The organism is Streptomyces sp. NPDC001450, assembly GCF_053597295.1.
The window spans coordinates 73,089-93,389 of sequence record NZ_JBSFHY010000017.1 but is presented as its reverse complement, the minus strand read 5'-3'; the positions used below and the strand labels follow the sequence as shown (position 1 = coordinate 93,389).

At 71.6% G+C, this 20,301-nt stretch carries 19 protein-coding genes; 3 read left to right on the top strand and 16 right to left on the bottom strand.

The annotated features are described in order from the left end of the window. Positions 1–14: 14 nt before the first annotated feature. From ACWC5O_RS20470 to ACWC5O_RS20455, 4 genes are read right to left on the bottom strand one after another with little or no spacing between them, the layout of a single operon-like run. Positions 15–1,091, bottom strand: coding sequence for an ABC transporter ATP-binding protein (locus ACWC5O_RS20470; protein WP_450588723.1), 1,077 nt, complete (start codon positions 1,089–1,091; stop codon positions 15–17). 3 nt (positions 1,092–1,094) lie between these two features. After that, a complete protein-coding gene (locus tag ACWC5O_RS20465) occupies positions 1,095–1,913 on the bottom strand; it encodes an ABC transporter permease (protein WP_450588721.1) in 819 nt (272 codons plus the stop codon). Continuing rightward, entirely contained in the window at positions 1,898–2,797 is a 900-nt protein-coding gene (locus ACWC5O_RS20460) for an ABC transporter permease (RefSeq protein ID WP_450588719.1), read from the bottom strand. The genes ACWC5O_RS20465 and ACWC5O_RS20460 overlap by 16 nt, the downstream gene beginning before the upstream one ends. Next, positions 2,794–3,954, bottom strand: a complete 1,161-nt coding sequence (locus tag ACWC5O_RS20455; protein ID WP_450588717.1) for an ABC transporter substrate-binding protein — start codon at positions 3,952–3,954, stop codon at positions 2,794–2,796. The genes ACWC5O_RS20460 and ACWC5O_RS20455 overlap by 4 nt, the downstream gene beginning before the upstream one ends. Before the next feature lie 226 nt (positions 3,955–4,180). Here ACWC5O_RS20455 and ACWC5O_RS20450 point away from each other — a divergent pair, with 226 nt between their 5' ends. After that, positions 4,181–4,921 carry a GntR family transcriptional regulator gene (locus ACWC5O_RS20450; protein ID WP_450588715.1) on the top strand — a complete coding sequence of 247 codons (741 nt, stop codon included), beginning with the start codon at positions 4,181–4,183 and terminating at the stop codon, positions 4,919–4,921. An 88-nt stretch (positions 4,922–5,009) separates the two neighbouring features. On the opposite strand, the gene ACWC5O_RS20445 is transcribed toward ACWC5O_RS20450, so the two are convergent. The 10 genes from ACWC5O_RS20445 to fmt all read right to left on the bottom strand — a co-directional run bounded on the left by ACWC5O_RS20445 (position 5,010) and on the right by fmt (position 14,843). Beyond that, on the bottom strand, positions 5,010–5,462 hold the full coding sequence (locus ACWC5O_RS20445; protein WP_030343799.1) for an Lrp/AsnC family transcriptional regulator: 453 nt from the start codon (positions 5,460–5,462) through the stop codon (positions 5,010–5,012). A gap of 10 nt (positions 5,463–5,472) precedes the next feature. Next, positions 5,473–6,960, bottom strand: a complete 1,488-nt coding sequence (locus ACWC5O_RS20440; RefSeq protein WP_450588712.1) for an amino acid permease — start codon at positions 6,958–6,960, stop codon at positions 5,473–5,475. 344 nt (positions 6,961–7,304) lie between these two features. Then, a complete protein-coding gene (locus tag ACWC5O_RS20435; RefSeq protein WP_450588710.1) occupies positions 7,305–8,747 on the bottom strand; it encodes a GuaB1 family IMP dehydrogenase-related protein in 1,443 nt (480 codons plus the stop codon). 133 nt (positions 8,748–8,880) lie between these two features. Then, positions 8,881–9,210 (bottom strand): barstar family protein, encoded by a 330-nt coding sequence (locus ACWC5O_RS20430; protein WP_450588709.1) that lies wholly within the window; start codon positions 9,208–9,210, stop codon positions 8,881–8,883. Further along, the gene (locus ACWC5O_RS20425; RefSeq protein WP_450588708.1) at positions 9,207–9,650 is read right to left on the bottom strand and encodes a ribonuclease domain-containing protein; all 444 of its coding nucleotides are present in this window, start codon (positions 9,648–9,650) and stop codon (positions 9,207–9,209) included. The genes ACWC5O_RS20430 and ACWC5O_RS20425 overlap by 4 nt, the downstream gene beginning before the upstream one ends. A 51-nt stretch (positions 9,651–9,701) precedes the next feature. Further along, entirely contained in the window at positions 9,702–10,745 is a 1,044-nt protein-coding gene (locus ACWC5O_RS20420; RefSeq protein WP_145881078.1) for a sugar-binding transcriptional regulator, read from the bottom strand. 90 nt (positions 10,746–10,835) lie between these two features. After that, positions 10,836–11,522, bottom strand: a complete 687-nt coding sequence (gene rpe, locus ACWC5O_RS20415) for a ribulose-phosphate 3-epimerase (RefSeq protein WP_450588706.1) — start codon at positions 11,520–11,522, stop codon at positions 10,836–10,838. Between the two features lie 116 nt (positions 11,523–11,638). Beyond that, positions 11,639–12,301: a GAP family protein gene (locus ACWC5O_RS20410; RefSeq protein WP_450588705.1), complete on the bottom strand. Its 663-nt coding sequence runs from the start codon at positions 12,299–12,301 to the stop codon at positions 11,639–11,641. A gap of 80 nt (positions 12,302–12,381) precedes the next feature. Then, positions 12,382–13,809 carry an RsmB/NOP family class I SAM-dependent RNA methyltransferase gene (locus ACWC5O_RS20405; RefSeq protein WP_450588704.1) on the bottom strand — a complete coding sequence of 476 codons (1,428 nt, stop codon included), beginning with the start codon at positions 13,807–13,809 and terminating at the stop codon, positions 12,382–12,384. A gap of 101 nt (positions 13,810–13,910) precedes the next feature. Next, positions 13,911–14,843, bottom strand: coding sequence for a methionyl-tRNA formyltransferase (gene fmt, locus ACWC5O_RS20400; protein WP_450588703.1), 933 nt, complete (start codon positions 14,841–14,843; stop codon positions 13,911–13,913). A 300-nt stretch (positions 14,844–15,143) separates the two neighbouring features. Between fmt and ACWC5O_RS20395 the strand changes: the two genes are divergently transcribed. Continuing rightward, positions 15,144–15,695, top strand: a complete 552-nt coding sequence (locus ACWC5O_RS20395; protein ID WP_450588701.1) for a hypothetical protein — start codon at positions 15,144–15,146, stop codon at positions 15,693–15,695. Positions 15,696–15,784: 89 nt separating this feature from the next. Here ACWC5O_RS20395 and ACWC5O_RS20390 read toward each other — a convergent pair whose 3' ends face one another. Then, positions 15,785–17,932, bottom strand: a complete 2,148-nt coding sequence (locus ACWC5O_RS20390; protein ID WP_450588699.1) for a primosomal protein N' — start codon at positions 17,930–17,932, stop codon at positions 15,785–15,787. A 57-nt stretch (positions 17,933–17,989) separates the two neighbouring features. On the opposite strand from ACWC5O_RS20390, the gene ACWC5O_RS20385 reads away from it, so the two are divergent. Beyond that, complete coding sequence (locus ACWC5O_RS20385; protein ID WP_450588697.1) at positions 17,990–18,784, top strand: S1 RNA-binding domain-containing protein; 795 nt, start codon at positions 17,990–17,992, stop codon at positions 18,782–18,784. Positions 18,785–18,849: 65 nt separating this feature from the next. Here the strand turns inward: ACWC5O_RS20385 and metK are convergent, their stop codons facing one another. Continuing rightward, the gene (gene metK, locus ACWC5O_RS20380; RefSeq protein ID WP_450588696.1) at positions 18,850–20,058 is read right to left on the bottom strand and encodes a methionine adenosyltransferase; all 1,209 of its coding nucleotides are present in this window, start codon (positions 20,056–20,058) and stop codon (positions 18,850–18,852) included. Positions 20,059–20,301 lie beyond the last annotated feature (243 nt).

The following is a 20,301-nucleotide window of genomic DNA, read 5'->3' as shown; positions in this document are numbered from 1 at the left end:
GTTGTTGTCGTTCCTCACTTCTGGATTCGTTCGGCCACCAGCACCGGGCGCTCGGGCAGCGACACGGCGACGGCGGCTCCGGCGCCGAGCCCGGCGGCCTCGTGGGCGGGCAGGTCGGCCTTGGCCTCGGTGCCGTCGGCGAGCCGTACGGTGACCCGGACGACGGCGCCCAGGAAGGCGGTGGCGACGACTCGGGCGCTGCCCTGCTCGTCGGCCCGCACCTGGACGGACTCCGGCCGCACCAGCACGTCGACCGCGCCGTCCGGCACCTCGCCGTCGGCCGGCAGCCGCTGCCCGAGCACCTCGACCGTGCCGTCCTTCAGCTCGCCCGGGATCCGGCTCATCGTGCCGACGAACTCGGCGACGAAGGCGGTGGCGGGGCGGCCGTACAACTCGGCTGGTTCGGCGCACTGTTCGAGCCGTCCGGTGCGCATGACGGCGACCCGGTCGGCCACCGAGAGGGCCTCCTCCTGGTCGTGGGTGACGAAGAGGGTGGTGATGCCGAGTTCCTGCTGGAGCCTGCGGATCTCCTCGCGCAGGGTCAGGCGCACCTTGGCGTCCAGCGCGGACAGCGGCTCGTCGAGCAGCAGGACGCGCGGGCGCAGGGCGAGGGCGCGGGCGAGCGCGATGCGCTGCTGCTGGCCGCCGGAGAGCTGGTGCGGGAACCGCTCCCCCTTGTCGCCGAGTCCGACCAGCTCCAGCAACTCGGCCGCGCGGGCCCGCCGTTCGGTCGTACGGACCTTGCGCATGCGCAGCCCGAAGGCGACGTTGTCGACGGCGTTCAGATGCGGGAAGAGGCTGTACGACTGGAAGACCATCCCGGCGTCCCGGCGGTGGGCCGGGACATGGGTGACGTCCTCGCCGTCCACCAACACCGCACCGGAGTCCGGGTGTTCGAATCCGGCGAGCATGCGCAGCGCGGTGGTCTTGCCGCAGCCGGACGGGCCGAGCAGGGCCAGGAACTCCCCCGGACGGACGGTCAGGTCGAGTCCGTCGAGGGCGACGGTGGCCCCGAACTCCCTCCGCAGTCCCTGGAATTCGACGGTTGCGGCCTTCTCGGCGGAGGCCTTCTCAAGCGTGGTGACGGTCATGGTTCATCCCCGGGAGGAAGCGGTTCGGGTACGTCCGCCGGCGCCGGCGAGCGCGAGCAGCAGGACCCAGGTGACGAGCAGGCTGAGCACGGACACGGCGACGGACATCTGGGCCTGCGAGCCGCCGACGTTGTAGATCCACACGGCGAAGGGCTCGTACCCGAGCAGGTGGGAGACGGTGAACTCACCGAGCACCAGCGCCAGCGTGAGGAAGGTCGCGTTCAGCAGCGCCCCGCGCAGGTTCGGCAGCACGGCCCGCACGAGGGCCTGCGGCCAGGAGGCGCCGCAGCTGCGGGCGGCCTCCACGAGGGTGCGCACGTCGATGGCGCGCAGGCCCGTGTCCAGGGCGCGGTAGACGAAGGGCAGGGCCATCACGACGTAGGCGAGGACCAGCACGATCGGAAAGTTCTCGTTCTGGATCACCACGAACGTCTGGAACAGCGGGGTCCGGGACAAGTGCTCCGGGCCCCACTTCAGCACGGTCACGATCCCGGCGACGAACGCGATCGGCGGCACCACCAGCGGCAGCGAGCAGACCACCTCGACCACCGGCCGCAGCTTGGGCGCGCCGAGCCGCAGCGCGACCACGGCGGGCACCATCAGCAGCAGGACCACCGCGATGGTGGCCACGGCCAGCTCCAGCGAGAGCAGCAGGCTGGAGGTGAAGCCGTCCGTGGACAGGATCCGGGTGTAGGCGTCGAAGGTGACGCCCTGGCCGGGCACGTCGACCGTGAAGATCACGGACGCGGCGAGCGGCACCAGGAAGTACAGCGCGGCCAGGCCGAGGACGGCCCAGCGCCAGGGGGTCAGGCGTCGAGCCATCGGGCGCTCCGTCGTTGCAGGGGCAGGTACACGGCCATGACCAGGCCCGCCACCAGCACCATGTCGAGGCTGAGGGCGAGGGCGACGTTCTCCTGGCCGACCAGCACGTTTCCGGAGAGGGCGTCGGCGATCTGCAGGGTGACCAGCGGGACCGCGCTGCCCACCATCGCGGCGGCGGTGGCGTAGGCGGCGAAGGCGCTGCCGAACAGCAGCACGAGACCGCCGAGCAGGGAGGGCGCGAGCACGGGCAGGGCCACGTGCCGCCAGTACTGCACACCGGTGGCGCCGTTGTTCAGCGCTGCCTCCCGCCACTGGACGCGCAGACCGTCCAGGGCCGGGGTGATGGTGAGGACCATCAGCGGGATCAGGAAGTACAGGTAGACGAGGACCAGGCCCCAGAAGCTGTAGAGGTCCCAGCCCTTGTCCGTGAGGCCCAGGTGCACGGTCAGGACGCCGGCGTTGCCGAGGGTGGCGACGAAGGCGAATGCCAGCGGGACACCGCCGAAGTTGGCGAGCACACCGGAGGCGGTCAGCACCGCCTCGCGCAACGCGCGGGAGCGGGAGCTGACCACGGCCTGCGCGAGCGGCAGCCCGAGCAGGGCACCGAGCGCGGCGGAGATCGCCGACAGCTTCACGCTGCCCAGCAGCGCGGTGAGGTACGGGCCCTGCAGCGAGGTCGAGAGGTTCTCGGCCGTGTAGGAGGTGGCGCCGGTCGCCTGGTCCTTGACCGTGAAGGCGCCGTCCAGGACGGCCAGGGCGGGCAGGCCGAAGGCGACCGCCGTGAACGCCAGCAGGGGCACCACGGCGAGCCAGCCGGGGGCGCGGCGCCGCCGCTTCGCCGAAGCGACGGGCGCCACGTCCGCACGCGGGAGGGCGGCGGTCATCCGGAGACGGCCTTACCCCAGCCCTGCGCGATGACCGTCTTGGCCTTGCTCTGCTGGTCCTCGGTCGGGAAGGAGGGCGTGCCGGTGACCTTCGGGAGCTTGGCGGCGGCGGTCTTGTCCAGGGTGCCGGCCTTCTCCATGGCGGTCATCAGGGCCGGGCGGGCGTAGCCCTTGAGCCACAGGTTCTGGCCCTCGGTGCTGTACAGGTACTCCTGCCACAGGCGGGCGGCCGCCGGGTGCGGGGCGTCCTTGTTGATGGCCTGGGAGTAGTACTGGGCGTACTGGCCGTCGCTCGGGATCGCGACCTTCCAGTCGACGCCCTTGGACTTGAACTCGTCGGCGTAGCCGGCGTTCAGGTAGTCCCAGTCGATGCTGATGGGCGTCTCGCCCTTCTCGACCGTGGCCGGGGTGGACTCGACGGGCGTGTAGTTGCCGTTCTTCTTCAGCTTGGCGAAGAAGTCGAGGCCGGGCTGGATGTTGTCGAACGAGCCGCCGCTCGCGAGGGCCGCCGCGTAGACGCCACCGAAGGCCGAGCCGGACTTGGTCGGGTTGCCGTTGAGCGCGACCTGACCCTTGTACTGCGGCTTGAGGAGGTCCTTGAAGGTGGTCGGGCAGGCCTTCACACGCTTGGCGTCGCAGCCGATGGAGATGTAGCCGCCGTAGTCGTTGAACCAGCGGGCCTGCGGGTCCTTCTGGCCCTCGGGGATGTCGTCGTACGAGGCCACCTTGTAGGGCGCGAGCAGGCCCTGCTGGGCGGCGCTGAGGGCGAAGGAGGAGCCGAGGTCGAGGACGTCCGGGGCGCGGTCCTGGCCCTTCCGCGAGGTCACGGCGTTGATCTCGTCCTGGCTGGAGCCGTCGGGGCTCTCGTCCTCGACCTTGATGCCGTACTTCTTCTGGAAGCCGTCGATGATGGCGCCGTAGTTCGCCCAGTCGCGGGGCACCGCGATGATGTGCAGCGTGCCCTCCTTCTTGGCCGCCTTGACCAGGGCGTCAAGACCGCCGAAGGCGGCCGCGGAGGTGGCGGTGGCGGCGTTCTTGCCGTCCTTGGTCTTGGTGGACGCGTTGTCGGGGGCGGCGCCGCAGGCGCTCAGCGCGAGCGCGGCGACGACGGCGAGGGAGCCGCCGAGGACGGCGTTTCTCGGCAGGGACACGGTCACGGTCTCTCCAGGGGTGCGCACGAGGGTTGAGGCGGTGCGTTTCAGAACTGCGGAGAACTTGTATGAACAAGTTGCGTCACAGTACGCCCGCCACAGGTGTCCTGTCTGTAAACCGTGACGAAACTTTGAGCCCTTGTTGTGTGCACAATCCAGACCGTTACAGATCACGCTCAGGTCTCGATTAGGCTGGTCACGCTGTGCACAGCGACCTGAGCAGAGGGGAAGCATGACGGCGCGACACGAGGAGATCGCCGACGAGCTGCGGCGCGCGATCGACCGCGAGGAGTACACGGTCGGCAGCCGGCTGCCCTCGGAGTCGGAACTCGCGACGCACTACGGCGTCTCGCGTGGCACGGTCCGGCAGGCCGTCGCCGCCCTCACCTCCGAGGGCCTGATCGGCTCGCGCCAGGGCGCCCGGCGCGTGGTCCTCGCCAGCCGCCGCAGCCAGAGCTTCGAGGAACTGCGCAGCTTCGCCCAGTGGGCGCGGGCGATGGGCCGCGAGGCCACCGGGCACGTGGTGGCACAGGAGTACCGCCCGGCCACACACGAGGACGCGGTGCGGCTTCAACTGTCCGCCGGCACGCAGGTGTTGCATGTGCTGCGCGTCCGCGGCCTGGACGGCGAGCCGGTGCTGCTGGAGCGCACGGTGTACGCCGACTGGATCGCACCGGCGGTCGAGCCGATCGAGCCCGACTGCCCCTCCGTCACCCAGCGCCTCTTCGACGACACGGGCCTGGTCTTCGCCTACGGCGAGCACGTCATCGACGCGGTCGCCTGCGGCGCGCAAGACGCCGAGTTGCTGGGGGTTCGCCGCACGAGTCCGCTGCTGCGGGTGCGGCGGGTCACCACGACCCGTGAAGGGCGGCCGGTGGAGTGGTCGGACGACCGGTATCGGCCGGACGCGGTGAGCTTCAGCGTGCGCAACTCGATCGGCAACAACGCGCTGGCGCGGAAGACCCCGGAATAGAGCTCGGAGCGCTCTGCCGTGCGCCGGGTGCAGCCGCATACGGCCTGCACTTGGCATCCGGCAGAGCGCCCCGAGCTGGAATCCGCCCTTACCCCGGCGCCCCCGAAGAGAACCTGCGCAGCAACGGCGAAAGCACCAGCACCGACTTGGTCCGCTCGACGAACGGCTCGCCGGCGATCCGCTCCAACACCCGCTCGAAGTGCCGCATGTCAGACGCGAAGACCTGCGCGATCGCGTCCGCGTCACCGGTGACGGTCGACGCGGCCACGACCTCCTGGTACCGCTCCAGGCCCCGCTGAATGGTCTCCGGCGAGGTGTTGCGCCGGCAGTAGATCTCGATGTACCCCTCGGTCTCCCAGCCGAGCGCCGCCGGATCCACCCGGACGGTGAATCCGGTGATCGCTCCGGTGGCCCGCAGCCGGTCCACGCGCCGTTTGACGGCGGGCGCGGACAGACCGACCATCTGCCCGATGTCCGCGTAGGAGCGGCGGGCGTCCTCGGCGAGGGCGTGCACGATGCGTTCGTCGAGATCGTTCAGCACAGGGGGTGGTTCACTTCACTTCTTGTGTTGCAAGAGCTTCTTGCGTCGCGAGACGGGAACGGCGGTAGCCGTACAGGAAGTAGAACACGAGCCCGGCGGCCATCCAGCACCCGAAGACGACCCAGGTGACGGTGTCGAGGCTGAACATGTTGTACGCGCAGAACAGGAAGCCCAGCACCGGCAGGACCGGACCGAACGGCACCCTGAACGTGCGCTCCAGCTCCGGCCGCTTGTACCGCAGGACGACGACCGCGATGTTGACCAGGGCGAAGGCGAACAGCGTGCCGATGCTGGTGGCGTCGACGAGCTTGCCGAGCGGGATGAGGGCGGCGAGCACGCCGCAGAAGAGGGACACGAGCACCGTGTTGAGGCGGGGAGCGCCGGTCTTCGGGTGGACCTTGCCGAGCGCCTTCGGCACCAGGCCGTCGCGGGACATCGCGAAGAGGATGCGGGTCTGGCCGTAGAGCACGGTGAGCACCACGCTCGCGATGGAGATGACCGCGCCCAGCGCCAGCAGGGTGCCCCAGAAGGTCTGTCCGGTGACATCGTTCATGATCGCGGCGAGGGTGGCCTCCGAGCCGTCGAACTTCTTCCAGTTCCAGGCACCCACGGCGACGCCCGCGACGAGCACGTACAGCGCGGTCACGATGATCAGCGACAGCATGATCGCCCGCGGCAGGTCCCGCTTGGGGTTCTTCGCCTCCTCACCGGCGGTGGAGGCGGCGTCGAAGCCGATGTACGAGAAGAACAGCGTGGCACCGGCGGCGCTGACCCCGGACATGCCGAGCGGCATGAAGTCGGCGTAGTTGCCGGACTTGAAGCCCATGAAACCGATCGCGCAGAACAGCACGAGCGCGGCGATCTTCACGCAGACCATGATCGTGTTGGCGCGGGCGGACTCACGCGCGCCACCGAGCAGGAACACCATCGCCAGGAGGACGACGATCAGGGCGGGCAGGTTGATGATGCCGCCCTCGCCCGGAGCCGAGGACAGGGCGCTCGGGATGGTGACACCGATGGTGCCGTCGAGCAGCTCGTTCAGGTACTCGCCCCAGCCGACGGCGACGGCGGCCACCGACACGCCGTACTCCAGCACCAGGCACCAGCCGCAGACCCAGGCGACCAGTTCGCCCAACGTTGCGTACGCATACGAGTAGGAGGAGCCGGCGACCGGGATGCTGCCCGCCAGCTCGGCGTACGACAGGGCCGAGAAGAGCGCCGTGAGACCGGCGATCACGAAGGCCAGGGTGACCGCGGGGCCGGCCTCCGGGACGGCGTCGCCGAGGACGACGAAGATGCCGGTACCGAGGGTGGCACCGATGCTGATCATGGTCAGCTGCCACAGCCCGAGGGAGCGCTTCAGCTGCCCTCCCTCACCCTGGCCGCCCTCCGCGACCAGGCGTTCCACGGGCTTGCGACGCATGAGGCGCGCGGCGACGCCCGGGGACGCGGGGGCGGCCGTTCTGTGGTTCTGCGGGGGTGCGCCTTGGTCGAGCACGCGCTGGCTCCTTGTTCGATGCCGGTCAGGACGGGCGGGGACCGGGTAGGGGCCTGCAGGGCAGGAACCCACCGAGCGGAGTCCCCGCCACACCACGTACAGCGCAGCACCCTATGAGGCGGGCCTTAACGGGCGTAATGCAGCAACCTTGCGCGTCCCCGCATGATCATTGCGTTCATCGGGCCGGTATGACAAATCGTTGCGCGTGGGCTGCGGACCGTTGCACAGGCACCTCACCGGCCCACGGTTCACCCTCGTCCGGCTCCCCGTGACCCCCTGCACGCAGACGGCCCCCGCTGTTCCCGGCAGGGGAACAACGGGGGCCGCGGGAAAGGGAGTCGGGCTCAGCTCCAGCTGGCGTGCAGCGGCTTGCCCTCGGCGTAGCCGGCGGCGCTCTGGATGCCCACGATGGCCTTCTCGGCGAACTCCTCCAGGGAGCCGGCACCGGCGTAGGTGCAGGAGGAGCGGACACCGGCGATGATCGAGTCGATCAGGTCCTCGACGCCCGGGCGGGCCGGGTCGAGGAACATCCGGGAGGTGGAGATGCCCTCCTCGAACAGCGCCTTGCGGGCCCGGTCGTAGCCCGACTCCTCGGACGTGCGGTTGCTCACCGCGCGCGCTGAGGCCATGCCGAACGACTCCTTGTACAGACGGCCGCCCGCGTCCTGCTGGAGGTCGCCCGGGGACTCGTAGGTGCCCGCGAACCAGGAGCCGACCATCACGTTGGACGCGCCGGCCGCGAGGGCCATGGCCACGTCGCGCGGGTGCCGGACGCCGCCGTCGGCCCACACGTGCTTGCCGTACTTCTTCGCCTCGGCGGCACACTCCAGGACGGCCGAGAACTGCGGGCGGCCCACGCCGGTCATCATGCGGGTGGTGCACATGGCGCCCGGGCCGACACCGACCTTGATGATGTCCGCGCCCGCGTCGATCAGGTCCTTGACGCCCTCGGCGGAGACGATGTTGCCCGCGACGATCGGCACCTGCGGGTCGAGGGCGCGCACCTGCTTGATCGCGCTGATCATCGACTCCTGGTGGCCGTGCGCGGTGTCGATGACGAGCGTGTCCACGCCCGCGTCGAGCAGCTGCTTGGCCTTGCTCGCGAAGTCGCCGTTGATGCCGACGGCGGCGGCGATGCGCAGCTTGCCCTCGGTGTCGGTGGCCGGCGTGTACAGCGTGGCGCGCAGGGCGCCCTTGCGGGTCAGGATGCCGGCGAGCTTGCCGTCCTTGTCGACGGCCGGGGCGTAGCGGCGGTTGTGCGTGTCCAGGGTGTTGAAGGCCTCGTGCGGGTCGATGTCCGCGTCGAGCAGCAGCAGGTCCTTGGACATGACCACTTCGAGCTGGGTGAAGCGGTCCACGCCGCTCAGGTCCGCCTCGGTGACGACACCGACGGGCCGCTGGTCCTCGTCGACGACCACACCGGCGTTGTGCGCCCGCTTGGGCAGCAGGGCCAGGGCGTCGGCGACGGTCTGGTGCGGGGCCAGCACGATCGGGGTGTCCAGCACCAGGTGGCGGCTCTTCACCCAGGTGATGACGTCGGTGACCACGTCGATCGGGATGTCCTGCGGAATGACCACCAGGCCGCCGCGCCGGGCGACCGTCTCGGCCATGCGGCGGCCGGCGATGGCGGTCATGTTGGCGACGACGAGCGGGATGGTGGTGCCCGTGCCGTCGGGCGAGGCGAGGTCCACGCCCTGACGCGAGCCCACCGCGGAGCGGCTTGGCACCATGAACACGTCGTCGTACGTCAGGTCGTACGCGGGCTGGATGTCATTGAGGAAACGCACGTGCCGCACATCCCAGTCGATCAGAGGTGACCCCCCGACGGGTGCGCCAGGGGGAAATGAGCACGTACTTCATTCTCCCATGACGGGTGGCCCGTCATGCCCCCACAGAACATCCAGGCTGGTCGGGGCGGGTCTAGGAGGATCCTCCAAGGGCCAGGACGACGGCGAGCGCGGGGGTGCGGTCCACCGCCTCGGCGAACACGTCCTGCGCGGTCCGCCACTCGTCCGGGTTCGCCTCGGCGTAGGGCCGCCAGTCCCGTACGACGACCAGCAGTCCCTGCTCGACGGCGCCCTCGGGCCAGACGGTGTGGTCGGAGAGGGAGTCCAGCAGTGCGTCCCAGTTGCGGCCGAACCAGTCGGGCAGCGCCAGTGCCCGGGCCGTGCGGTCCATCAGGCCCGCCTTGTCCGTGACACCCCCGAGGTCGAGGGTGACCGTGAGCCGGCCCACCAGGTCTTCGCTCATCTCAGCACCGCCCGGAACGAGTTGTAGTGATCATCGGTGTAGTAGATCTCCCCGCCCTGCCCGGTGACGATGCGCCGCGCTCCGCGGTCGCGCGAGCCGGGCGTCCTCACCGTGTACTCGTGGTAGTAGCCGCGCTGGTGCTTGGGCAGCAGTCCCTCGAAGTTCCCGAAGACGATGCCGTCCCTGGCGTACGGGAAGGGGCCGCCCTTGTCGATGAGGGCGAGGGTCTGCCGGGCCTCGGCCGGCAGCCGGGGCTCCTGGACGGTGGCCATGCCCTGGGCCCACGCGGGCGTCGAGGCGCCCGAGGCGGTCGCGGTGCCCGTGCCCGACGAGCAGCCCGTCAGCAGGACCGGGAGCAGAAGGGAGAGACAGACCAGCAGCCCGGCGAGCGCGCGGGGAGCGCGCCGGGAGAACGGCGAGGGGACGAACCGCAGCAGCATGCCCAGGATGCTGCCACGGCCGTCCCGTCACGGCGTCGCCGCGCCCCGCTGTCAGACCCCGTCCGGGTCCGCGCGGCTGAGCGCGGGCTTCGGCGTCGGCCCCGCCGTCATCAGGTAGTCGGCGGCCGAGGTGTCGGTCACCAGGCTGGTGACCAGCCCGGAGCGCAGCACCGCGTCGATCGCGGAGGCCTTGCGCTGCCCGCCGGCGATCGCCACGACCTCGGGGATACGGCGGAGCTGGTCGGCCTTGACCGTGATGCACCGCTCCCCCAGGTCCCGTCCGACCCGACGCCCCTCGGCGTCGAAGAGGTGCGCGGCCATCTCGGCGGCGACACCGAGCGAGGCGTAGTGCGCGCGCTCCTCGTCGCTGAGCATGTCGTGCACCGTCGAGATGCCCGGCTCCCAGGAGCCGATGGAGACGCAGGCGACCGTGACCTTGTCGAAGTACTCGTAGGCCCGGGCGATCCCGGTCTGGTTGCGCAGCGCGGCCGCGGTGGCCGCGTCCGGCAGCAGCATCGGCGCGTAGATGGGGTGCGCGTCACCGCCCGAGACCTGCGCGGCACGCCGCACCGCCTCGACCGAGCCGCGCTCGGACGTCCCGGCGTCGTACACGCCCGTCAGCTGCACCACCGTGCACGGCGGCAGCCGGTCGAGCGCCGCCGCCATGTGGATGGTGGACCGGCCCCAGGCCAGCCCGAGCACGTCCCCTTCGTTGACGAGCTCGCCGAGCAGGTCGGCGGCGACCTCGCCGAGGTTCTCGGGGTCGGGGGTCTCCTCGGCCTCGGCCGGGGACTCGACCACGACGGCGTGCCTCAGGCCGTACCGGGCGCGGAGCGCGTCGGAGCGCTCGGCGTCCAGTTCGGCCGGCACACGGATCTCGATGCGCACGAGATCCCGTTCGAGGGCGGTCTCCAGGACCCGGGCCACTTTGAAGCGGCTGACGCCGAACTCCTCCGCGATCTGGATCTTGGACTTGCCCTCGAGGTAGAAGCGGCGGGCCATGGCCGCCGCCTGCACCAGCTCAGCGGGTCCCATCCGCATGGCTGACCGGCCCGCCGACATACCCGACACGGCGATCTCCTCACTGCTGTTCACACTCTGGATTCGCCGTTCATCCTTGCAGATTCGGCGCAACTGATCTGCCCTGAAGGGCGCCGAGCACTTAACCGTTCACGTTGCCGTGGCTCAGTGGTCGCATGCCCAGGAGGCCTTGGCGGTCGCGGAATCCGCCTGGGCGCGCAGCGCCCGCACCGCCTCGGCCGGGTCCGCGGCCCCGTACACCGCCGAACCGGCGACGAACACGTCCGCCCCCGCGTCCGCGCACTGCTCGATCGTGGACGCCGACACGCCGCCGTCGACCTGCAGCCACAGCTGGAGGCCGTGCTTGCTGATCAGCTCACGGGTGCGGCGGATCTTGGGCAGCATGATGTCGAGGAAGGCCTGGCCGCCGAAGCCCGGCTCGACCGTCATGATCAGCAGCATGTCGAGCTCCGGGAGGAGGTCCTCGTACGGCTCGATCGGCGTGGCGGGCTTCAGCGCCATGGAGGCGCGGGCGCCCTTGGCGCGGATCTCCCGGGCGAGCCGCACGGGCGCGGCCGCCGCCTCCACGTGGAAGGTGACGGACGAGGCACCCGCCTCGACGTACTGGGGCGCCCAGCGATCGGGGTTCGCGATCATCAGATGGCAGTCCAGCGGGGTGCCCGTCGCACGGGCCAGGGACTCCACGACCGGCACGCCGAGCGTGAGGTTGGGGACGAAATGGTTGTCCATGACGTCGACGTGGAGCCAGTCGGCGCCCTCGACCGCCTTCGCTTCGTCCGCGAGGCGGGCGAAGTCGGCGGACAGGATGCTGGGGTTGATCTGCGCGGCCATGACCCAAGCCTGCCATGTCCGGGGCACTGATGTTCGCGCCGGTCCACAGGTGAGACCGTTCATCATACTTGTATGAGGTGTGTGGGCACCCTGTGGTCAACCGGCCGGGAGGGATTTCACGCGGTGAGCTGGTAGATGCTCTTCCCTGTGAGCCAGAGTCCGAGGCCCAGACAAAGGATCACGATCGCCTGCTGCTGGTGGGCCTTCATCCAGGCGCGCAGCTGGAGCAGCCGGGGCTTGGCCTGCTCCGGCACGAACACCACGTACAGCTCGATGGCCAGCAGACTCGCCGTGGCCAGCACACAGAAGCCGAAGAGGACCAGCCAGGTCGCCGGGTGGGACAGGTCCGCGGACACCACTGTCGTCGCTGCCGCCGCGACCATGCCCCACGGTTGCAGCAGCACCGCCAGGCCCGCCGAGGTCCACACCGTGCTGCGGTCGATTTCGGACGTCAGGCCCGGCTGCTCCGGTGCGCGACGGTGGGCGCGTTCGGCCACCATCTGTCGGCGTCGGCGTTCGCCGTAGACGACGAACCCCACTCCGATCGCCAGCTTCGCCGCGAGCGCGGCCGTCGACGGCGCCGATTTCGGTGCCGGCGGATGTCCACCGGTCAGGGCCAGGACGATGGCGATCACCGCGACCAGGCACGCCAGCCAGCTCAGGATGAAGACGAGTCCCTTCCACACGCCCTTCGCCGAAGCCACCACCAGGACGAACGCGGTGAGCGGCAGCGGATCCAGCGTGATGGCAAGGGCGATCACCAGCAGATCGAGGACCATGGCGACCCCACCGTGTCGGGACACCCCGAGCGTAAGCGGGGGCGGCCGACCGCACCTCCCGGCGGCGGCCGCCGGTGCCGTCAGCCGGTGCGGCGCATGAGCGCCAGGTACATCGCGTCGGTGCCGTGCAGATGCGGCCACAGCTGCACGTCCGGTCCCTCGCCGAGCGCGGGGACGCCGGGCAGCAGCGGCCGGGCGTCGATCAGCTCGGCCTCCGGGTACTGCTTGAGCACGTCGGAGACGACCGCCCGGGTCTCGGCGAGGTGCGGCGAGCAGGTCGCGTAGCCGACGACCCCGCCGACGCGCACCGAGTCCAGAGCGGTGCGCAGCAGGGCGCGCTGGAGCGGCGCGAAGCTGTCCAGGTCCTCGGGACGCCGCCGCCAACGGGCCTCGGGGCGCCGCCGCAGGGCGCCGAGCCCGGTGCACGGCACATCCATCAGGACGCGGTCGAAGGTGCCGGGCCGCCACGGCGGCCTGGTCCCGTCGGCGGCGATGACCTGGTACGGCCCCGGGTTGCCGTGCAGGGCCTTCGCCACCAGGCCCGCCCGGTGCGGCTGCTTCTCGGAGGCGAGCAGCGCGGCCCCGCGTTCGGCGGCGAGGGCGGCCAGCAGTGCGGCCTTGCCGCCGGGACCGGCGCAGCCGTCGAGCCACTTCTCGTCAGGACCGTCGATCGGGGCGTTCGCCAGCGCGAGCGCGACCAGCTGGCTGCCCTCGTCCTGCACACCGGCCCGGCTCTCGCGCACGGCCTCGACGGCACCCGGCTCACCACCCTCGGTGAGCCGTACGGCGTACGGCGACCAGCGCCCCGGCACGGCGGCGTCCTCGCGGAGCAGCTCCTCGGTGGTGGCCCGCCCCGGCCGTGCCACCAGGGTCACCTCGGGCCGCTCGTTGTCGGCCTCCAGCAGATCCTCGATCCCGGCCCGCCCGCCGCCGAGGGAGTCCCACAGCGCGGAGACGATCCAGCGGGGGTGCGAGTGCACCACGGCGAGGTGGTCCTCGGGATCGTTGTCATAGGGCGGCGCGACCTTCTCCAGCCACCCGTCGAGATCGTGCTGCGCGACCTTGCGCAGCACGGCGTTGACGAACTTGGCCCGCCCGTCCCCGAGCACCACCCGGGCCAGCTCCACGGAGGCGGACACGGCCGCGTGCGTGGGAATCCGCGTCCCGAGCAGCTGGTGGGCACCGAGGCTCAGCACGTCGAGCACCGGCGGGTCGACCTCCCGCAACGGCCGGTCGACACACGCGGCGATGACCGCGTCGTACGTCCCCTGGCGGCGCAGCGTCCCGTACACCAGCTCGGTGGCGAGGGCGGCGTCCCGCGCGTCGAACTTTTCGGGTCCCTCCTTCTCGCGTGCCTTGCGCAGCAGCGGCGGCAGCACGAGGTTGGCATAGGCGTCCCGCTCGTCCACCGCGCGCAGCGCCTCGAACGCGAGGATGCGGACGGGGTCCTTCTGGGGACGACGGTAGGGCTTGGCCGGCCTGCGCGGCCGCCGGGACTGCTCGCTCACGAAAAAGGTGCTCCGGATGTGAAGAAGGGGGTGCGGTTCCCAGCGTACGTCGGAACACCGCCACCCCCGCCTTCCGGGGGCTCGGCTCAGGCGTGCGGGCCTCAGCTCCCGAGCCGCTCGCCGTCGGCGATGCGCACCCCGCGCGCCCAGTCGGCGGCCCGCATCGGCTTCTTGCCCTGTGCCTGCACCCACAGCAGCTCGACGGCGTACGACCCGGTGCCCACGTGCACGCTGTTCTTGCCGACCGCGAGCTGCCCCGGGACGAGGTCGGTGCGCCCGGGCACGGGCGTGACCTGGATGAGCTTGAGCCGCTCGGCACGGAAGGTGGTCCAGGCGCCCGGCGCCGGCGTGCAGCCGCGCACCACCCGGTCGACCCGCAGTGCGGGCGTGGCCCAGTCCACTTGGGCGTCCTCGACGGTGATCTTCGGCGCGAGGGTGATGCCCTCCCCCGGCTGCGGTACGGCCTTCAGCGTGCCGTCCTCGATGCCGTCCATGGTCGCGGCGAGCAGCCCGGCACCCGCGAACGCGAGCCGGGTGAGCAGGTCCCCGCTGGTGTCGGTGGCCCGGATCTCCTCGGTGACGGTGCCGTACACCGGACCCGAGTCGAGCCCCTCCTCGATGAGGAAGGTGGACGCCCCCGTGATCTCGTCGCCCGCCATGATGGAGTGCTGCACGGGGGCCGCCCCGCGCCAGGCGGGCAGCAGTGAGAAGTGCAGGTTGACCCAGCCCTGCGCCGGGATGTCCAGGGCCACCTTGGGCAGCAGGGCGCCGTAGGCGACGACGGGGCAGCAGTCCGGACCGATCTCCTTCAGCCGCTCCAGGAACTCCGGGTCCCTGGGCCTGACCGGCTTCAGCACCTCGATCCCGGCCTCCTCCGCCCGTTCGGCCACGGGCGACGCGACCAGCCTGCGCCCCCGCCCGGCCGGCGCGTCGGGCCGCGTGACGACGGCGGCCACCTCGTGCCGCCCGGAGGCGATGAGAGCGTCCAGAGCGGGAACGGCGACCTCGGGGGTACCGGCGAAGACGAGCTTCATGGGTGGGTTGGGGCCTCTCGGGCGGGGTCGGACGGGCAACGCACAAGTCTATGACGAGGTCTACGACGAGGAGCCGCCGACCACGGAGGGAAAAGCCGCCGCCGAGCACCCCACAGGTCGCTCGGCTTCTCTGCCAACTGGATTCGGGGGTGCGCGGGTGGGAGACAGGCGTACGCATATGCCTGTACGCCCCCACCCCGTGACCAGCGGAGCGCAAACGCGTTGGTCAAGAAAGAGTTGACAACATCGGGCCGCTTTACCGGCCCAATTCCTTTCAACGCCGGTTCGAGAGGCTTGTTCATGGCCGACCACGCAACCCACGACGCCCAGGCCCGGGCCAGCCTGCACTTGCTGGTGCGGGACATCGAGCGGGTCCGCCGGCAGGTGGACGCACTGCGCACGCTGACCGCCCAGTTGGGCAACGTCTACCGCCCGCGCCGCTCCGGCCCTTCCACGGGCTTCGTCGTCTACGGACGTGCCCCCGCCCCGACGGTCCGCCTCGCCCAGGAACTCCGGGACAGTGTGGAAACCCTCGTCACGGCCGCCGTGGATTTCGACCGCTCACTCGGCTTCTCCTGGGACGCGGTGGGCTCTGCGCTCGGGGTCACCAAGCAGGCGGTGCACCGCCGTTACGGCGCCCGCCGCGCCGCGGCCCAGGCGGCGGCCGAGACCGAGCGGTCGGCGGAGCCGACCGGCACCCGCACGCTCAACGTGAGCGCCGGCCTGCCCAGCCTGCCCACGGTGCCGACGGTGCCCGCGGCCCGCTCCATGCCGACCCAGCCGACCGCGGGCAGCCCGACGCTGCGCGACGACGCCAGGCCGACGGCCTTCCCCGGCCCGCGCAACGGCTGACGCGACGGCCGACGCCCGCACCCTGCCCTCCCGGGCGATCTCCGGGAGGGCAGCCGTATGCCGGGCCGCAGCGCCCCCCGTCGCGGCGGTCACCCGATGTCCGGCGGATCGATCCGCACCCGCACCGCTTCTCCGCCGCCCCGCGCCATGCGCGCGGCCTGAGCCGTCTTCAGGGCGGTGGCCAGCGCGGCCCCGGTCCCCGGCGGCACTCGCACCAGCGCCCGCTCCCAGTGCTCACCAGGCGGCGGCGCCCCGGGCCTGCGCTGTCGCCCGGGGAGCGTGGGCGGCACCGGAACCGGCCCCAACACCTCGGCGTCCGGCGGCAGTTCGACAGCGCGCAGGAACTCGGCGACAGCCTCGGCCTGGCCCGACACGGCCGCCATCCGGGACACCGGCGGGAACCCGAGTTCGGCCCGCTCCGCCAGCTCCCGCACCGCATGCCCCACGGGATCCCACCGCACCAGCGCCTGCACGGGCCGCAGGGTCGGCTCGGCCACGACGACGACGGTCCCCCGCTCTCCCTGCGGCCGTACGAGCGCCCCGGCCGCGATCCACCGGCGCAGCGCGTCCTCACCGGCCCGCAGGTCGGGCCGCCCGAGCATGGCCCAGCCGTCCAGCAGCAGGGCGGCCGCGTAACCGCCCTCGGCGACCGGCTCGGCTCCCGGGGTGCTCACGACCAGCGCCGGTGTGCCCGGCACGGTGTCCAGCACATGCTCACGCCCCGACGTACGCACGGGTACGGCGGGAAAGGCCCGCCCCAGTTCCTCGGCGGTCCGCCGCGCCCCGACCACCTGGGCGCGCAGCCGGAAGCCCCCGCACTCGGGGCAGTGCCAGGCCGCCTCCTCGCGCCCGCACCAGCCGCAGCGCAGCGCCCCCTCGTCCTGCGCCTCCAGCGGGCCGGAACAGTGCCGGCAGCGGGCGGGCGCCCGGCACTGGGCACACGCCATGCGCGGCACGTACCCCCGCCGGGGCACCTGGACCAGCACCGGTCCGTGCCGCAGGCCCTCCCGGACCGCCTGCCAGGCGAGGGTGGGCAGCCGGGCGGCGCGGGCGGCCTCGTCACGCGCGAGGTCGTCGTCCCCGACGGTCCGCACCAGGGGCGCTGCCCGCCGTACCTGCTCCCGCCCGGCGACCAGCGGCCGCGCCCAGCCGCTCTCCACGAGTTGCGCGGCTTCGACGGTGCAGCTCCAACTGCCCAGCAGAAATGCACACTTGTCCAGGGCTGCCCGCAGCAGCAGCACATCCCGCGCATGCGGCTGAGGAGCGTGCAGCTCACTATGGCTGTCGTCCCCGTCGTCCCAGATGGCGACGAGCCCCAGATCCCGCACCGGAGCGAACATGGCCGCCCGCGTCCCGACCACGGCCCGCACGCTCCCCCGCCGCACCGCGAGCCACTGCGCGTACCGCTTCTCGGGCCCGGCGTCGGCGGTGAGCAGCGCGTGCCGGCCCTCGCCGAGCAGCGCGGTCAGCGCGGCGTCGACCCGGGCGGCGGCCCGGCCGTCCGGTACGACGACGAGCGCGCCGCGTCCCGAGGCGAGCGTCGCGACGACGGCCCGGGCCAGCTCCTCGCTCCACAGCGGGCCCGGCAGCGCGTTCCACACCGCCCTCGGCGCTCCCCCGGAGGCCAGCGACTCCAGAAAGGCACCCCCGTGCTCGTACCGCGCCCACGACCCGGTCTCGGGCGCGGCCGGCGGTGGCAGGGGCGCGGGCGACGGCCGCCCCTCGGCCCGCGCGCTGCGCGGCGGCACGGCCAGCTGGAGCACGTCGGCGAGGCTCCCGGCATACCGGTCGGCAACGGCCCGCGCGAGCCCCAGCAGCTCTTCGCTCAGCACGGGTTCGGGCGACACGACCTGGGCGAGGGCGGCCAGCGGCCCGGAGTACTCGGACTCCGCCAGCCGCTCGATGAGAAACCCGTCGATGAGCCCGCCACCCTCGCGACGCCCCTCGCGCACCCGATGCCGTCCGGCTCCGAACCGCACCCGCACCCGCACCCCGGGCTGCGCCTCGGCGTCCAGCTCCTCCGGCACGGCGTAGTCGAAGTACCGGTCGAGATGCAGCACGCCCTTGTCCACGAGCACCCGCGCGACGGGCAGCTCCTTGGCCAGCGCGGCCCCCCGCCACGTCCGCGGCTTGGCCCGGGGCATCTTGGCCCCCCGCACGCTCTCCCGAATGAACGCGAGCTGCTCCGGCGGCGCCCCTGCGCCCCCGCCGTCCCCCGGCCCGTTCTCGCTGCTCACGCTTGCATTCTTACCAAACGGCACCGACAACGGACGCCCGTGCCTAGGCTCGGGGCCATGACCGAACCCGCTCCCGACCCGCTCGAACGCCTCCGTGAACGCCTCGCGGCCTTCCCCGACGGAGAGGCCAGGGCCGGCACGGTGGCCGGCTTCGGCGACGTGCTCGTACAGCTCGACGGGGACGATCCGCAGGCGCCGGCCGGATGCATCCCTCGGCATCTCCTCTCGTGGGCCGCGTTCGAGGACCCCAGGGAGGTGGTCTCGCTCGGGCAGCGGATCACCGCCGAAGTGTTCGGCGTCACCGAGCAGAGCGGCCAGGTCACGCTCTCCGCCAAGGCGTGCGAGGACGAGGCCCTGTACCGGTATCTGCGCAGCACACGGCGCGGGGACGTCGTCACGGGCACCGTGGCCGCCGTGCACAACTTCGGGGTCTTCGTCCGGCTGGACGGGGAGCCCGCGCACCCTGCCTATCCGGGGACGGGCTTCATCCGCGTCCCCGACCTGACCTGGTCGCCCATCGATCACCCGGAGGAGGCGGTCCGGCCCGGACAGCGGGTCACCGGCGAGGTGGTCGTCATCGACACGCACCAGGGGGAGGTGGTCGTCTCGCTCAAGGCCCTCCAGGAAGACCCCTGGGACAGACTCAGCGCGGGCACGGGAGACGTCGTGGCGGGACCGGTGACCAAGGTGGTCCCGTTCGGCGTCTTCGTACTGGTCGGCGAGGCCGCACAGGGATTGGTCCATGAGTCGGACCTGGACGGACAGGTCGTGAGCGAGGGGCAGGAGCTGGCGGTCAGGATCGTGGAGATCGACCGGGTGCTGCGCCGGATCCGGCTCGCGCGCGCCGAATGACGGCGCACACGCCGAGGCCCGGCCCCCGAAGGGAGACCGGGCCTCGGCGAGAGAACTGTGCGGGCTTACAGCCCAGCAGCCTTGCGCAGGGCGTCGACTCGGTCCGTGCGCTCCCAGGTGAAGTCGGGCAGCTCGCGGCCGAAGTGGCCGTACGCCGCGGTCTGGGAGTAGATCGGGCGGAGCAGGTCGAGGTCGCGGATGATGGCGGCCGGGCGAAGGTCGAAGACCTCGTCGATCGCCTTCTCGATCTTCTCGGCGTCGATCTTGGCCGTGCCGAAGGTCTCCACGAACAGACCGACCGGCTCGGCCTTGCCGATGGCGTAGGCGACCTGGACCTCGCAGCGGGAGGCCAGGCCCGCCGCCACGACGTTCTTGGCGACCCAACGCATCGCGTAGGCGGCGGAGCGGTCGACCTTGGACGGGTCCTTGCCGGAGAAGGCGCCGCCGCCGTGGCGGGCCATGCCGCCGTACGTGTCGATGATGATCTTGCGGCCGGTGAGGCCGGCGTCACCCATCGGGCCGCCGATCTCGAAACGGCCGGTCGGGTTGACCAGCAGGCGGTAGCCCTCGGTGTCCAGCTTGATGCCGTCGTCCAGGAGTGCCTTCAGCTCGGGCTCGACGACGAACTCGCGGATGTCGGGGGCCAGCAGCGACTCCAGGTCGATGTCGGAGGCGTGCTGCGAGGAGACGACCACGGTGTCGAGGCGGACGGCCTTGTCGCCGTCGTACTCGATGGTGACCTGCGTCTTGCCGTCCGGGCGCAGGTAGGGGATGGTGCCGTTCTTGCGGACCTCGGAGAGGCGCTTGGACAGGCGGTGCGCCAGGAAGATCGGCAGCGGCATCAGGGTCGGCGTCTCGTCGGACGCGTAACCGAACATCAGGCCCTGGTCGCCCGCGCCCTGCCGGTCCAGCTCGTCCTCGTCGCCCTCGACCCGGGTCTCGTACGCCGTGTCCACGCCCTGCGCGATGTCCGGGGACTGCGCGCCGATCGACACCGACACACCACAGGAAGCGCCGTCGAAGCCCTTCTTCGAGGAGTCGTAGCCGATCTCGAGGATCTTGTTGCGGACCAGAGTCGCGATGTCCGCGTAGGTCTTGGTCGTGACCTCGCCGGCCACGTGCACCAGGCCGGTGGTGATCAGGGTCTCGACCGCGACCCGGGAGGTCGGGTCCTCGCGCAGAAGCGCGTCGAGAATGGTGTCGCTGATCTGGTCAGCGATCTTGTCGGGGTGACCCTCGGTCACGGACTCCGAGGTGAACAGGCGACGGGACACAACGCTCCCTGGGGTTGCAGCGGCTGCTGGCTGATCATTGGCGGACCACGCGGGGGCTGCGCCCGGCATCGTCCGACAACAGTTTATCGGTCGCACTCGGCCGCCGGCCCACCTGTCTCGCCTCTCGGGAGCGCTGTGACCTGCGGCACGGGCATTCTGCACAATGCCGAGCGGGCTTGGCCAGGGCCGCCACGCGACATTGTCGTGGGGAATGTCATGTGGCGGGAAGACGCCGATCGGCTG